Origin of the sequence: Vulcanimicrobium alpinum, assembly GCF_027923555.1 — a bacterium.
GTDB lineage: Bacteria > Vulcanimicrobiota > Vulcanimicrobiia > Vulcanimicrobiales > Vulcanimicrobiaceae > Vulcanimicrobium > Vulcanimicrobium alpinum.
The window spans coordinates 132,070-146,479 of record NZ_AP025523.1; the positions used below are offsets into that span (position 1 = coordinate 132,070).

Below are 14,410 nucleotides of genomic sequence, written 5' to 3' on the forward strand. Positions count from 1 at the left end.
ATCCGATCGCGCCGACCCACCCCGAATCCAACGTCATCACGTCATTCGACGACGGCGAGGCGCGGATTGGGCCGCTCGGGGCGCCCGACCTTATGGCACTCCCGCCAGCCTTCGCCGCGGTCGATCGCGACGATGTCGGCCGTGAAATCGAACGAGCCCGCGCCCTTGAAGAACGCGCTGCCGACCGCGTAGGCGTCGGCGGGGACGCGCGCCGCCTCGAAATTGCGGATCCGCTCCGCGTCGAAGCCGCCGCTCACCACGATCCGCACGTGGCCGAAACCTTCGGCGTCGAGCGCGGAACGCACGTTCTGCACGAGCTGCGCGTTCACGCCGGTCGGCACGAACGTCCCCATCTGCGGGATCACGCTCGCGTCGACGAGCGTCGCCGAAGTGTCGAGCCGCACGCCCCAGAGCCGCGCGCCGAGTGCGCGCGCGACGGCGAGCGCCGTCGCGACGCAGTCGTTCTCGAAGTCGACCAGCGAGATCACGTTGACGCTCGGATCGATGTACTGCGCGAACTTGCGGGTTGCGAGCACGGTGTCTCCGCCGTAGGCGGCGATCAGCGCGTGCGGCACCGTCCCCATCCCGCGCGAGCCCCACCACTCGGCGTTGGCGTCGGTCGAGACGCCGAGCGCACCGGAGATGTACGCCGCGTAGCCGTCGCCGGTCTGCACCAGATGGTGATCGAAGCGCGCCGGGAAGAACAGCACCTCTTTCCCGCCGGCGGCGTCGACGATCGCGCGCGCGTTGGTGGCGATGCGGGTGCGCCGCGCGAGGACGCCGAGATATTCCGTCTCGAGGTGCGCGAAGAGCGCGTAGTCGCCTTCGATTGTCAGCACCGTCTCGAACGGCGCGATCGGGTCGCCGTCGTAGAGCGCGTGCACCGCGAGCGCGCTCCAGCCGTCCTGCCACGCGCCGCCGGCGTCGTGCCGCCCGCTGCACAACTTGAGGATCGCGATCGCTTCGTCGATCCCGCACAGGATCGCGTTGTTGCGCTGGAAGACCTGCATGCGGACGCGCGGGTGGTACCCGTCGGCTTCGAGGATCTCGCGCGCGCGGTTGAAGTAGGTGTCGGAGTAGTATCCCTCGCGCATCTTCTCGACCGGGAGATTCAGAATCGCCGGATCGAGGCGCCGGCGCCGGGTGCGCAGCATCTTCGCGCCCTACGCGGGCGCCGTGCCGCCTCCTCCGTGCGGCCGTCCGGACGTGCGGCGCATGGGACGGCCGAACGGTGACGTGGAACCGACGTCGTCGCATCATGCCGACGCCCAGCAACAGCGAGATCGCGCAGCGGCTTCGCGAGATCCGCACTCTCATGGAGTTCGCCGGCGAGCCGTTCTTCAAATTCATGGCGTACGAACGAGCCGCCGAGACGATCGAAAACGCGCCGCCGCTCGCGGCGTTGGTCGGCGACGGGCGCCTGACCGAACTTCCCGGCGTCGGGAAAACGATCGCCGCGCGCATCGCGACGATCGCGCAGACCGGCACCGATCCGTATCTCGAGGAGCTGCGCGCGAAATATCCTTCGACGCTGCTCGAAGTGCTGCAGGTGCAAGGCGTCGGGATGAAGACGGCGCAGCAGCTCTTCGAGCGGCTCGGGATCGCGTCGCTCGCCGATCTCGAAGCGGCGCTGGAAAACGGGGCACTCGCCGGGATGCCGCGGCTGGGCGCAAAGTCGATCCAGAACATCCGGCGCGGCGTGCTCTCGTACAAAGGCCGCACGCGTCGCACGCCGCTCGGGATCGCGGCGCCGATCGCGCGCAAGGCGATCGCGTATCTTCGCGACACCACCGACGCCGCCGACCTGACCCCCGCGGGAAGCCTGCGCCGTCAGGAGCCGACGGTCGGCGACATCGACATCGTCTGCACCTCGGGAAACGCCGAAGCCGTCATCGCGTCGTTCACGGCGTGGGACCGGGCGGAGGCGGTTCTCGCCGAAGGCCCGACCAAGGCGAGCATCTGGCTCGCCGGCGGATTGCAGATCGATCTGCGCGTCCTCCCGGCGCACCTCTACGGCAATCTGCTGCAGCATTTCACCGGTTCGCGCGAGCACAACATCCAATTTCGCGAGCTCGCGGTGCGCAAGAACCTGCGCGTGAGCGAGAACGGGATCGTCGACCTCAGCGACGGCCGCACGATCGCGTGCCGGACGGAAGAGGAGGTGTACGCGACGCTGGGGCTGCCCTATATCCCGCCGGAGATGCGGCTGGGGACCGGCGAGATCGAAGCGGCGCGCAGCGGGACGCTCCCGACGCCGATCGCGCTCGCCGACCTGCGCGGCGACTTCCACGTCCACTGCACCTGGTCCGACGGAGCCGACACCCTCGAAGCGATGGTCGCGGCGGCGGCGGCGCGCCGATACGCCTACCACTCGATCAGCGATCACTCGTGGGGTCGCGGACGGATGGGTCTCGACCCGGCCGACCTGAGGGCGCAGCGCGAGCGCGTCGCGGCGATCGGCGCGCGGTACGGTGTGCGGACCCTCTGTTCCGCCGAGGTCGACATCCACGCCGACGGCTCGCTCGATTATGAAGACGTGGTCCTCGCGGAGCTCGACATCGTCGTCGCCTCGGTTCACTCGGCGTTCGCGCTCTCGCGCGAGGCGATGACCGCGCGGCTGATCCGCGCCTGCGAGAACCCCTACGTGACGATCATCGGGCACCCCACGGGCCGCAACATCGAGACCTTCGCCGGCTACGACTTCGATCACGACGCGGTGTTCGCGGCCGCGGCCCGCACCGGGACGGCGCTCGAGATCGACGGTCAGCCCGCCCGGCTCGACCTGCCCAGCTCGCTCGCGCGCCGCGCCCGCGAATTTGGGGTGACCTTCACCTGCGATTCCGACGCTCACGCCGCCTCGCAGCTCGAGAACGTCGCCTACGCGGTCGGCCAGGCACGAAGGGCGTGGATCACTCCTGATGAGGTGCTCAACGCCCGATCACTTGGTGAAGTGCTCCAGTTCGTCCGCGCCAAACGAGACCGCCGCCCCGATGACGTCCACCGCGATCCCGGCGTCTGAGGAGCGGCGGCTCGCCGCCTTGTACGAATACGAGCTCCTCGACACGCCCGCCGAGGAGCTCTTCGACGCGTTCACGCGGCTCGCGGCGCAGCTGTGCGACGCCCCGATTTCCCTGATCAGCTTGGTCGACCGCGATCGCCAGTGGCTCAAATCGGCGCTGGGGATGAGCCGGGCGGAGACGCCGCGCGACATCGCGTTCTGCGCGCACGCGATCCTCGGCGACGGACTTTTCGAAGTTGACGACGCGACGCTCGACCGCCGGTTCGCCGGCAACCCGCTGGTCACCGGACCCGACGGCGTCCGCTTCTACGCCGGCGTCCCGCTGCGGTCGCCGGACGGCTATGCCGTGGGGACGCTCTGCGTCATGGATCGCCGGGCGCGCGGCCTGACGACCGGGCAGCGCGTCGCCCTCGCCGCGATCGGCGACGCGATCGTCGAGCAGTTCGAGGCGCGGCGCTCGCTACTGCGGCTCTTCGACAGCTCGCAGACCGAGCTGTATCACGTCGACTTGGTCTCGGAACGCATCTTGTTCGCGAGCGACGCGGCGCGCCGGAATCTCGGCTACACGCTCGAGGAATTGCGCCGCGTGGCGCTGCCCGAGCTCCTCCCGGGGCTCGAACGCGAAGGGCGGCTGGCGGAGCGGCTGGCCGAGCTCGACGCGAACCCCGGCCGGCGGCTGAACCTGCGCTCGATCGCGCGCCGCAAAGACGGAACGGCCTACCCAATCGAACTGCGCATCGAGCTGCTCCCGGGCCGCAGGCGGCGCATCGCGCTGGTCGTCGCGACCGATCTCACCGAGAGCGAGCAGGCCCAGCAGCGGATCAACCTGCTCTCGGCGGCGATCGAGGCCGCGCAGGATCCGATCCTCATCGCGAAGCTCGGTGCGACGCCCCAGGACGCGTCGATCATCGTCTACGCGAACGACGCGTTCATGCGTCAGAAGGGGCTGAGCGCCGAAGGCGTGATCGGCCGGCCCACCAGCGACTTCTTCGGGCCGCAGACCGATCGCAGCAAACTGGTCGCGATGCGCAACGAGGTGATGGCGGGCCGCTCCGCGCGCGTCGAATACGTGTCGTATCGCGCGGACGGCACGCTGTACCACACCGAGTCGACGGCGAAGCCGCTTGTCGACGAGTCGGGACGCACGTCGTATTTCGTCGTCGTGCAGCGCGACATCACCGAACAGGTGATGCGCGGCGCGCAGCTCGCGCTGCAGAACGAACGGCTCACCGCGATCACGTCGATCGCCCGCACGCTGTTCGCATCGCTCGACCCGACCCTGCTCGTCGAGGCCCTCGTCACCGGAACGCGAGAACTCGTCGGCGGGACCGCGGCGCTCTACGCGCCGCACGAGCGCGGAGGCTTCGTCGCGACGACCGATCTGACGGCGACCGGCGGCGTCACGGTCGACGATCCGCTCATCAGCCTCGCGGCGCACAGCGAGGTGTCGGTGCTCGACGACTCGGGGCGGCGGGCGGCAGTGCGCATTCCGGGTTCCGGAACCGGGACGGCGTACGTGCTCGAGTCCGTGCGCGACGACGCATTCAGCACGCCCGATCTCTTCGCGCTGGGATTGCTCGGCCAGTATTTCGCGGTCGCGGCGCGCAACGTCGAACTCTATCAGGAGCTCGCATCGCGCCGCGACGCCGTCGTCGAACTCAACCAGGTCAAGAACGACCTCATCGCGATGCTGGCCCACGATTTCAAAGGTCCGCTGACGACGATCGTCGGCTTCGCCGACGTGCTCGCCGACGACGAGCGATTCGATGCCGAGTCGCGCCAGTATCTCGGACTGATCTCATCGAGCGCGATGCGCCTGGCGTCGCTGGCGACCGATACGCTCGCGCTCTCGCGGCTCGAGCACAACGAACTGGCGCTGCAGCTCGGCGAAGTCGACGTGATCGCCATGGTGCGCGACGTCGTGCGCGTGTTCAGCGTGACGCGTCCGATCGATCTGCGCGCCACCGCGATCGCCATGCCCCTGATCGCCGACGAAGCGCGCCTGCGGCAAGTGGTCGAGAACCTGATCGGCAACGCGATCAAGTACTCCCCCGGAGGCGAGGCCGTCGAAGTCGTCGTTCGCGCGCGCAGCGGCGGGGCCGAGATCGCCGTGCGCGATCGCGGCATCGGGATCCCCGAAGCGGAACGCGGAAAACTGTTCGGGCGCTTTGCGCGGGCCAGCAACGCGCGCGCGCTGGGCATCGGCGGGACCGGCTTCGGTCTCTACCTGAGCAAGACGATCGTCGAACTGCACGGCGGCACGATCACGGTCGAATCGGGCGAGGGGCAAGGCTCGACGTTCCGGGTGTTCGTCCCGGTCAGCGCCGCGAAGCGCGCGCCCGGGCTGCGCCGCGTGGTGCTGCTCGACGCCGACGGCGACGCACGTTCGTACGTCGCGCACGCGCTGCGGGACGACGGCTACGCCGTCGCGGTCGCGACCAGCGGCGAAGAGATGCTGCGTTTTCTCGACGAGGCCCAATTCGACGTCGCCCTGGTCGACGCCGAGCGGCTGGGAATGCCGCCCGAGCGGTTCGTCGCCGAAGCGGCGCACCGGACCGGGCTCGTGCGCATGGGATTGCGGATGTCGGCCGATCACGACGGCTGGGACGCGTTCGTCGCCAAACCGTTCTTGATGAAGGACCTCCACACCGCGATCGGCGAGGCTCTCGGCCGCGCGAACGGCGCGTCGCCGAAGAAAGCCGTTACCGCCGGCCGTTAACGGCGTCCAAGAGAGGGCGCGTCACGGGGAAGAACGCTCCCGTCGCGAAGCCAACGTTACCCGTCGGCGACACGATTTCCGGAGGCACCGTGGCCAGCACGAAACGTCCCAGCATCGATCTCACCGCGCTCTTTGCGAAGGCGGCCGAGAAAATCGGCGAGCGCGTCGCACCGCTGCCCAACGTCCTCTCGCCGCGTTCGAAGACGCTGCGGCCGCGCATCGCCGACGCGAAGAAGAGCCCGAGCGTTTGTCCGTACTGCGCGGTCGGCTGCGGCACGATGGTGTACTCGCGCGACGGCGCGATCCTCGACATCGAAGGGAACCCGGACTCGCCGATCAACGGCGGGACGCTGTGCCCCAAGGGCGCCGCGACGTTCCAGCTGCACGTCAACCCCAACCGCTGGACGACCGCGAAATATCGCGCGCCGTACGCGAGCGAGTGGACCGACGTCCCCTACGCGTGGGCGATGGAGCGGATCGCGCAGCGCATGAAAGAGACGCGCGACCGCACCTTCACCGAGTTCGACGAGCAGGGGCGGCGCGTCGCGCGCACCACCGCGATCGCGTCGCTCGGCGGCGCGACGCTCGACAACGAAGAGAACTACCTCATCGCGAAACTGTTCCGCTCGATGGGGACCGTCTTCGTCGAGAACCAAGCGCGGATTTGACATAGCTCGACGGTGCCTGGTCTAGGCACCCTCTACGGCCGCGGCGGCGCGACGACGTTCCTGATGGATCTCGAGCACGCCGACCTCATCCTGATCCAGGGGTCGAACTTCGCCGAGAACCACCCCGTCGGTTTCCGTTTCGTCACCAAAGCGAAGGAGCGCGGCGCGACGGTGGTGCACGTCGATCCGCGGTTCACGCGCACGAGCGCGCTCGCCGACACGTACCTGCCGATCCGCAGCGGGACCGACATCGCGTTCACCGGCGGGATAATCAACTACGTCCTCCAGCACGAAGCGTATTTCAAAGAGTACGTCCTCGCCTACACCAACGCGTCGTACCTCATCGACGAGCGGTTCGCCGACACCGAGGACCTCGACGGGATCTTCTCCGGCTTCGATCCGCAGACGGGCAAGTACGACACCGCGACGTGGAAGTACGAGCTCGAAGACGATTTGTCCGAAGCGCCGCCGACCAACGGCGGGAAAGCATCGAACACCGGCGACGACGACCCCGGCCTGGCGGGCGGGCACGTCGAGCACAAAGGGCGACGTCCCAAGAAAGACCCGACGTTCGCGCATCCGCGGTGCGTGCTGCAGCTGCTCAAGAAGCACTTCTTGCGCTATACGCCCGAAACCATCGAGCGCATCTGCGGAACGCCGCAGGACGCGTTCGTCAAACTCTGCGAGCTGGTGGTGAAGAACAGCGGCCGCGAACGCACGATGATGTACTGCTATGCGATGGGCTGGGCGCAGCACACGATCGGCGTGCAGAACATCCGCGCCGCGGCGACGCTGCAGGCGCTGCTCGGCAACACGGGACGTCCGGGCGGCGGGATCATGGCGCTGCGCGGGCACGCGTCGATCCAGGGCTCGACCGATATCGCGACGCTCTACGATGCGCTCCCCGGCTACATCAAGGCGCCGTCGCTCGAACGCAACGAGGCGACGTTCGCGCAGTGGAAAGCGAATCAGACGCCGCGCACCGGCTGGTGGGCGAACTGGCCGAAGTACGCGGTTTCCCAGCTCAAAGCGTGGTACGGCGACGCGGCGCGCGCCGACAACGACTGGGCGTTCGACTACCTTCCGAAGAACACGGGCGACCATTCGCACCAGCCGATGTTCTTCACCATGAAGGACGGCGGGATCGACGGCCTGCTCCTGTTCGGACAGAATCCGGCGGTCGGCGGTCAGAACGCCGCGCTGCAGCGCGCGGGCCTCGGGCAGTTGAAGTGGCTCGTGTGTCAGGACCTTTTCGAGACCGAGAGCGCGGCGTTCTGGAAACGCGAAGGCGTCGATCCCGCGACGATCGGGACGGAGGTCTTCTTCATGCCGGCCGCGGGCGTCGCCGAGAAGGCCGGGACCTTCACCAACACGATGCGCCTGGTGCAGTTCCACGAGAAGGCGGTCGATCCGCCGGGCGACGCGCGCAGCGATCTCGCGTTCGTGTGGAACCTCGGCCGCCGGCTCAAAGAGCTCTATCGCGAGTCGACGCGCGCGATCGACCGCCCGATCCTCGACGTGACGTGGAACTACGAGTCCGACGACCCGCACGAACGGCGGCAGGGCGAACCCGACGTCGAGAAGATCATGCGCGAGATCAACGGCTTCGACGTTGCGAGCGGCGAGCAGATGAAAACGTTCGCCGATCTCAAGGACGACGGTTCGACGGCGGCAGGCGCGTGGATCTACACCGGCTATTTCCCGTCGAAGGAGCAGAATCTCACCCGCCGGCGCAAGGGCGATGCGTGGGTGAGCCCGGAGTGGGCGTGGGCGTGGCCCGCGAACCGGCGCAACCTCTACAACCGCGCGTCGGCCGATCCCGACGGCAAGCCGTGGAGCGAGCGCAAGAAGTACGTGTGGTGGGACGAGGAGCAGAAGAAATGGACCGGCTACGACGTCCCCGACTTCCCGGTCGCGAAGCCGCCGTCGTTCCGCGCGCAGCCAGGCGCGGGCGGCGTCGACGCGCACGACGGCAGCGCGCCGTTCATCATGCAGGAGTACGGCGTCGCCGAGATCTTCGGCGTGCAGGGGACGGTCGACGGTCCGTTCCCGACGCATTACGAACCGCGTGAGTCCCCGGTGCCCAACGCCCTCTATCCGCACCAGCAATACAATCCCGTGCTCAAGGAATGGCGCCGCCGCGACAACCCCTATCACGCGATCGGCGATCCGAAGTATCCATACGTGCTCTCGACGTACCGGCTCACCGAGCATCATCTCACCGGCGCGATGACGCGCTGGCTGCCGTGGCTGGCGGAACTGCAGCCCGAGGCGTTCTGCGAGATCTCACCCGAACTCGCGGTCGAACTGGGCATCCGCAACGGCGACTGGGTGACGATCGAGACGGCGCGCGGCGAGGTGGAGGCCAAGGCGCTCGTCACCGGCCGCGTCGCGCCGTTCAAGATCGGCCCCAAACAATGGGTCCATCAGATCGGGATGCCGATCCACTACGGCTATCAGGGCGTGGTGACGGGCGACGCGGCGAACGTGCTGCCGCCACTCGTCGCCGATCCCAACGTCTCGATCCACGAAGCCAAGGCGTTCACGTGCAACCTGCGCCTGGGGCGCCGCGGCGCGGCGCACGAGGGACCGACGTGGCTCCCCGTCCCCGAGGACGAACGTACGCCGCTCGGCACCCCGCAGCGCGGCGGCCGCGTCGAAGCCGGGACGGCCGAGACGATCGACACCGCGATCACCTCGCCGCAAACGATCATGGAAGCGTCGCAGCGCGTCCACGGCTTCACGGAGAACGAACGGTAGCGATGGACATCGACCTCACCCAGCCCAAGATGGGATTCTTCACCGATGTGACGCTGTGCATCGGATGCAAGGCGTGCGAGGTCGCGTGCAAGCAGTGGAATCAACTGCCGTCCGACGGCTACGCGCTCTCCGGCAACTCGTACGACAACACCAACCGGCTCTCGTCGACGACGTGGCGGCACGTCGCGTTCGTCGAGCAGATGGATCGCGAGACGCCCGCGGCGTCGCGCTGGATGATGATGTCGGACGTCTGCAAGCACTGCACCAACGCCGGCTGTTTCGAGGCGTGTCCGACCGGCGCGATCGTGCGCAACGAGTTCGACGACGTCTACGTGCAGCCCGACATCTGCAACGGCTGCGGCTACTGCGTTCCGTCGTGTCCGTTCGGCGTCGTCGCCGTGCAGCCGAAGGCGGGCGTCGCGCAGAAATGCACGCTCTGCTACGACCGCCAGAAAGACGGGCTCGAGCCCGCATGCGCGAAGTCGTGCCCGACCGACTCGATCACGTTCGGCCCCGTCGACGAACTGCGTGCGAAGGCGCAAGCGCGCGTCGAAGCCCTGCGCGAACGTGGGACCGAGGTGCGCTTGTACGGCGTCGACGGCGAGGAGACGAAGGACGTCGGCCCGCTCAACGCGTTTTTCCTGATCCCCGATCGCCCCGAGGTCTTCAACCTGCCGCCGAAGCCGGTGCTGCCGTCAAGGTTCCAGCCGGCGGCGTATACGGCGGGGCTCGCGGCGGCGCTCGCGATGGCGCTCGTCGGCGCGGCGGTGTTCCGCCCGTCGCGCGAGCGGGCGTAGGGTGGAGACGACGGCCGGCTCGGGACAGCCGCACGGCGTCGCGTTCGGCGCGAGCGGTAACTTCTCGCCCGATGCGGTGGCGGCATCGCTCGCGCGCGGCGACGGCGGCTTCGGCCGCGCGCAAGAGACGTACTACGATCACCCGATCCTGCGCAAGGCGCACTGGCGCTGGGAGATCGTGGGGTACTTCTTCGTCGGCGGCGCGTCGGCCGGAAGCGCCGCGCTCGCGTCGTTCGCATCGCAGAGCGACGACCCGGGCGACCGTCGGCTGGTGCGCAACGCGCGCTACACCGCGCTGATCGGCTCCGCGCTCAGCGGCGCGCTGCTGGTGAAAGATCTCGGCCGGCCCGAGCGCTTTCTGAACATGCTGCGCATCGTCAAGCTGAAGTCGCCGATGTCGGTCGGCGTCTACGCGCTCTCGTCGTTCTCGACGGTGGCGGGGATCGAAGCGGTGCGTCAGGCGCGCGCCGACGGCGTCGTCCCGGTCGACCCGTTCGGTTGGATTCCGCCGGCGCTGATCGCGCCGGTGAAGGCAATCTCGACTGCGCTGATGGCGAGTTACACCGGCGTGCTGATCTCGGCGACGGCGATTCCGGTGTGGTATCGCGGCCGGCGCCACATCCCGGCGATCTTCGTGCTCTCCGGCGTCGCGGCCGGCGCTGCGCTGCAGAACGTGCTGCTCGCGCTCACCGGGCCGCCGACGGCGACGTCACGTAAACTGGAGATCGTCGAGACCGTCGCCGCGCTCGCCGAAGCCGCGCTGCTGCTGCACTACGAACGCGCCGCCGGCGAAGCCGGCAACGCGCTCTTCGCCGGTCCGCGCGGCAGCAAACTCAAGACGTGGACGCTCGGCGTCGGCACCGCGCTCCCGCTGCTGCTGTCGCTGCCGAGCCTGGTGCGGCCCGGTGCGCACAACAAACCGCACCGCGTGCGCACCCTGCTCACTGCCGCCTGCGCGCTCGCCGGCGGCTACGTCCTGCGCGAAGCAATGGTCTACGCCGGCCGCGATTCCGCCGACGATCCCCGCGCGTACCTGCGCCACCCGGAATAAGTCACGGAGAGCCCTAGTCCCGCTGAGCCTGTCGAAGCGCAGCCGGTCCTCGTGCACGAATGCGATACCCTGGTGCACGCTCGCGGCGACGCTTCGACTGGCTCAGCGTGACGACGGTCAGACCGTCGCGCCGACGCGGGCGGTCGACGTCGTCTTGACCGGCGCGACCGGTTTCTTCGTGATGAACGGCAGCACGATCGCGAAGAGCAGCATGACGGCCATCGGGATCAGCGAACCGGAGTACGACCCGGTGGCGTCTTTCACGCTCCCGGCGATGAACGGGCCGACGAGCCCGCCGACGCCCCATGCGGTGAGGATCACGCCGTAGTTCTGACCGAGGTACTTCGTTCCGAAGAAGTCCGCGTTGAACGACGGCATCGTTCCGAACCCGCCGCCGTAGCAAGCCAGGATGATCGCGAACGAGATCAGCACGAGTGGGATCGTGTGAAAGTTCGGCAAGAGGAAGAACACGACGACCTGGCAGGCGTAGATCAGCGCGTAGGCCATGTTGCGGCCGAGCCGGTCTGAGACGGCGCCCCAGAAAAAGCGACCGAGTGCGTTGAAGATCGCGACGAACGCATATGCCGAAATCGCGGCACCGGCGAGCGCTTTGATCTGTGCCGGATCGGTGACGCCCTTCGAGATCAGTTCGCGGATGATCGGGACGGCGTTCGAGACGACGAGAATGCCGGCCGTGACGTTCAGGAAGAGCATCAGCCACAGAAGCCACATCGCCGGCGTGCGAATCGCCTGCGCGGGCGTGAAGGAGTGCGCGTCGGACGACGTCGCCGCCGCGGTGGCGCTTGCCACGGTGTAACCCGCGGGCGGATTGCGGAGCAGGGTCGCGCAGAGTCCGCCGACGACCGCGTACACGATCCCGCTGACGAGGAACACGGTGGTGATCGCGCCGACTTGGTCGGGGGTGAGCGGGACCGGCGGCACAGCCGGCGCGGCGGTTGCTGCGGCGGTCCCCGCGGCGGCCGCCGCGGCAGCGGTCTTGGCGTCCATGTACGTCGCCGCCGCCTTGGACGCGTCGGCGAAGCTCCCGATCGCCTTCAAAATGAACCCGTAGAAGAGCGCGCCCAGACCGAAGCCCATCACGACCATGCCGCTGGCGAGCCCGCGCTTGTCGGGAAACCACTTGGTGACGGTCGCCACCGGGGTGATGTAGCCCATCCCCAGGCCGAATCCGCCGATCACGCCGTAGGTCAAGTCCCACCACCAGATTTGGTGCGGGCCGATGGCGGCGAGAATGTTGCCGACGCCCCACAGGACGGCCCCGGCGATCGTGACGTTGCGCGGCCCGGACCGGTCCTGCCATCGTCCGCCGACGAGCGCGCCGATGCCCAGCGAGAAGATCGCGATGCCGAAGATCAGGCTGGTCGATTTTGCGTCCCACCCGAATGCCGCGCGAAGCGGCGTCGTGAAGTTGCTCCAGGCATAGGTGGTGCCGAGCATGATCATCACGATCACCCCTGCGAAAGCGATCGCCCAGCGATTTCCCGTCGGCGCCGCTGCACTGCTCGTCATGCGGAAGTTCCTTTCTGGGATGCGTCCATCACAAGAACGCCGGTTTCGCCGTCATTACGGTCGCATCGCTCGGCTCCTTTTCCCCGTTTCCGGGGCCCCGCCGGGACTCGTGCGGATTGGACGCCCGGCAATCCAGAACGGCGCCGGCGTCGTCTGATTAGCCGGCGCGGCTGCACCGCGCCGGTTCGTCCCCTTTTCGAACAAGGAGTCCCGATGCGTTCGTTCCGTTCTGCCGCGCTCGTTGCGCTGGCCGCTGCCGTCACCCTGGGTTCGGCCCCCGCACTGGCCGCCGACTCGATGGGCGGCATGACGATGAAAGCCCGCTTCAGCGACGCGCACGTCTACGCCGGCGCCCCCCAGCTTCCGCTGACGCTCTCGATGGTCGTCGCCGGCGGCGGCCCGTCGAGCTTCGATTCCACCAAACTGGTCGGCACGCTCGCCGGCTCGCTCACCGACGCCGAGGTCAAGAGCCTCACCGCGAAGTACGGCGCCGACAACGTCAAGTCGTTTCTCGACGTGTTCACGTTCGTCGTCAACGACGCGCTCAAGATCGTGACCGAGAAGAAGGTCGCGCTCCCGTCGACGCCCGATCCGTCGCCGACCGACGGCAAGGCCCTCTCCGCCGCGCTCTATACCGCGGGCGTCGGCGCCGACGGCAAGTTCGACGTCGAGTTCATGCTCGACAAGCTAGTCTCGCACCCGATCCACGCCCAGATCATGGACGATATCGATGCGAAGTACAGCCGCAAGGCCGACGCCAACTATCACGTCGTCCTCACCCAGGCGATGACCGACCTGAAGGCGGCGTACAAGCTCTAGCTGTAGAGACCACGCGCATCGTTGACAGGGACTGACCCCGAAGAGGTGGGTGTTCGACGCCTACTTCTCCGGAGGTCAGCCCTGTGATTATGCACCCTCAGGCCCGCACGACGCCCCTTATCCGGCGGGAAATTGTCGCTTTGGTTCAGGCCGGTGAGGCCGTTGCCGCGGTGGCTCGGCGCTTCAAGATCAGCCGGCCGACGGTGTACAAGTGGCTTGCCCGCTTTGCGCAGGCCGGAGAGTCTGGTCTGCGTGATCGGCGACCCGTTGCAATTCGCTTTCCGACGCGCGTCCGAAAGGCGGTTGAACGGCAGATCGACCGGCTTCGCCGCACTCGCCGGCTACTCGGTTGGCAAATCGCCGAAGCACTGTCGATGGCGCGCTCGACGGTCATCAAGGTACTCAAGCGGCTCAACATCGCGCGTCTGCGCGACCTCGAGCCGGCCCGCTTTACGCAGCGTTATGAGTATCGCCGACCCGGCGAGCTCGTTCACATTGACATCAAGAAGATCGCACGATTTGAGCGCGTGGGGCACCGCATCCACGGCGATCGCACGAAGTGCTCCAGGCGCGTCGGCTACGACGTCATCTTTGTCGCGGTCGACGATGCCAGCCGCCGGACTGAAACACGCGTATACACGCGGGAAGACGCGACCTCGGCCGCAGACTTCTTGCGGCGGCTCGCGATTCTTTACGCTCGTCGCGGCGTGCGAATCGAACGAGTCATGACTGACAACGGCAAAGTGTTCAGCTCGAACGCGTTCGAGTCAATGATGAGGTCGATCGGTGCGCGACACATTTTCACGCCGCCCTACACGCCGCGTTGGAACGGCAAAGCGGAGCGCTTCATCCAGACCATGCTGCGCGAGTGGGCGTACGCGGTCGCTTATCGCACCAGCGACGAGCGCCGAGACGCCCTCCCGGCGTGGCTCCGGTACTACAACGAGGACCGCCGGCACACGGCCATCAACTACCCCCGCCTCACGTTGGGCCGCGGCCCGTAAACGAGGCGCGTAGTCTCGACATCTAGCGGCGGCTTTTTCGGGT

General features: G+C 67.9%; 8 protein-coding genes and 1 pseudogene. 7 read left to right on the forward strand and 2 right to left on the reverse strand.

Annotated elements, in window-relative coordinates; translation table 11 throughout:
- Nucleotides 1-41 precede the first annotated feature (41 nt).
- On the reverse strand, nucleotides 42-1,154 hold the full coding sequence (locus WPS_RS00645) for a nicotinate phosphoribosyltransferase (protein ID WP_317995942.1): 1,113 nt from the start codon (nucleotides 1,152-1,154) through the stop codon (nucleotides 42-44).
- A 104-nt stretch (nucleotides 1,155-1,258) separates the two neighbouring features.
- On the opposite strand from WPS_RS00645, the gene polX reads away from it, so the two are divergent.
- From polX to nrfD, 5 genes and pseudogenes are all read left to right on the forward strand, one after another.
- Nucleotides 1,259-3,019 (forward strand): DNA polymerase/3'-5' exonuclease PolX, encoded by a 1,761-nt coding sequence (gene polX / locus WPS_RS00650; protein WP_317995943.1) that lies wholly within the window; start codon nucleotides 1,259-1,261, stop codon nucleotides 3,017-3,019.
- Nucleotides 2,991-5,738 carry an ATP-binding protein gene (locus tag WPS_RS00655; RefSeq protein WP_317995944.1) on the forward strand — a complete coding sequence of 916 codons (2,748 nt, stop codon included), beginning with the start codon at nucleotides 2,991-2,993 and terminating at the stop codon, nucleotides 5,736-5,738. Before polX ends, WPS_RS00655 begins: the two co-directional genes overlap by 29 nt.
- 173 nt (nucleotides 5,739-5,911) lie before the next feature.
- A pseudogene (gene fdh, locus WPS_RS00665) lies at nucleotides 5,912-8,974 on the forward strand (formate dehydrogenase); the annotation flags it as partial.
- A gap of 194 nt (nucleotides 8,975-9,168) precedes the next feature.
- Nucleotides 9,169-9,963: a 4Fe-4S dicluster domain-containing protein gene (locus WPS_RS00670; RefSeq protein ID WP_317995947.1), complete on the forward strand. Its 795-nt coding sequence runs from the start codon at nucleotides 9,169-9,171 to the stop codon at nucleotides 9,961-9,963.
- A 1-nt stretch (nucleotide 9,964) separates the two neighbouring features.
- Nucleotides 9,965-11,014 (forward strand): NrfD/PsrC family molybdoenzyme membrane anchor subunit, encoded by a 1,050-nt coding sequence (nrfD, locus tag WPS_RS00675; protein WP_317995948.1) that lies wholly within the window; start codon nucleotides 9,965-9,967, stop codon nucleotides 11,012-11,014.
- A gap of 117 nt (nucleotides 11,015-11,131) precedes the next feature.
- On the opposite strand, the gene WPS_RS00680 is transcribed toward nrfD, so the two are convergent.
- The gene (locus WPS_RS00680) at nucleotides 11,132-12,544 is read right to left on the reverse strand and encodes an OFA family MFS transporter (RefSeq protein WP_317995949.1); all 1,413 of its coding nucleotides are present in this window, start codon (nucleotides 12,542-12,544) and stop codon (nucleotides 11,132-11,134) included.
- A gap of 213 nt (nucleotides 12,545-12,757) precedes the next feature.
- Between WPS_RS00680 and WPS_RS00685 the strand changes: the two genes are divergently transcribed.
- Nucleotides 12,758-13,363: a hypothetical protein gene (locus WPS_RS00685; RefSeq protein ID WP_317995950.1), complete on the forward strand. Its 606-nt coding sequence runs from the start codon at nucleotides 12,758-12,760 to the stop codon at nucleotides 13,361-13,363.
- Between the two features lie 89 nt (nucleotides 13,364-13,452).
- Nucleotides 13,453-14,367: an IS481 family transposase gene (locus tag WPS_RS00690; protein ID WP_317997581.1), complete on the forward strand. Its 915-nt coding sequence runs from the start codon at nucleotides 13,453-13,455 to the stop codon at nucleotides 14,365-14,367.
- Nucleotides 14,368-14,410 lie beyond the last annotated feature (43 nt).

What these genes read in the sequence shown, in the direction of transcription:
- WPS_RS00645 (WP_317995942.1), bottom strand. Translation starts at nt 1,154, where the DNA reads ATGCTGCGCACCCGGCGCCGGCGCCTCGATCCGGCGATTCTGAATCTC.
- polX (WP_317995943.1), top strand. Translation starts at nt 1,259, where the DNA reads ATGCCGACGCCCAGCAACAGCGAGATCGCGCAGCGGCTTCGCGAGATC.
- WPS_RS00655 (WP_317995944.1), top strand. Translation starts at nt 2,991, where the DNA reads ATGACGTCCACCGCGATCCCGGCGTCTGAGGAGCGGCGGCTCGCCGCC.
- WPS_RS00670 (WP_317995947.1), top strand. Translation starts at nt 9,169, where the DNA reads ATGGACATCGACCTCACCCAGCCCAAGATGGGATTCTTCACCGATGTG.
- WPS_RS00680 (WP_317995949.1), bottom strand. Translation starts at nt 12,544, where the DNA reads ATGACGAGCAGTGCAGCGGCGCCGACGGGAAATCGCTGGGCGATCGCT.
- WPS_RS00685 (WP_317995950.1), top strand. Translation starts at nt 12,758, where the DNA reads ATGCGTTCGTTCCGTTCTGCCGCGCTCGTTGCGCTGGCCGCTGCCGTC.
- WPS_RS00690 (WP_317997581.1), top strand. Translation starts at nt 13,453, where the DNA reads ATGCACCCTCAGGCCCGCACGACGCCCCTTATCCGGCGGGAAATTGTC.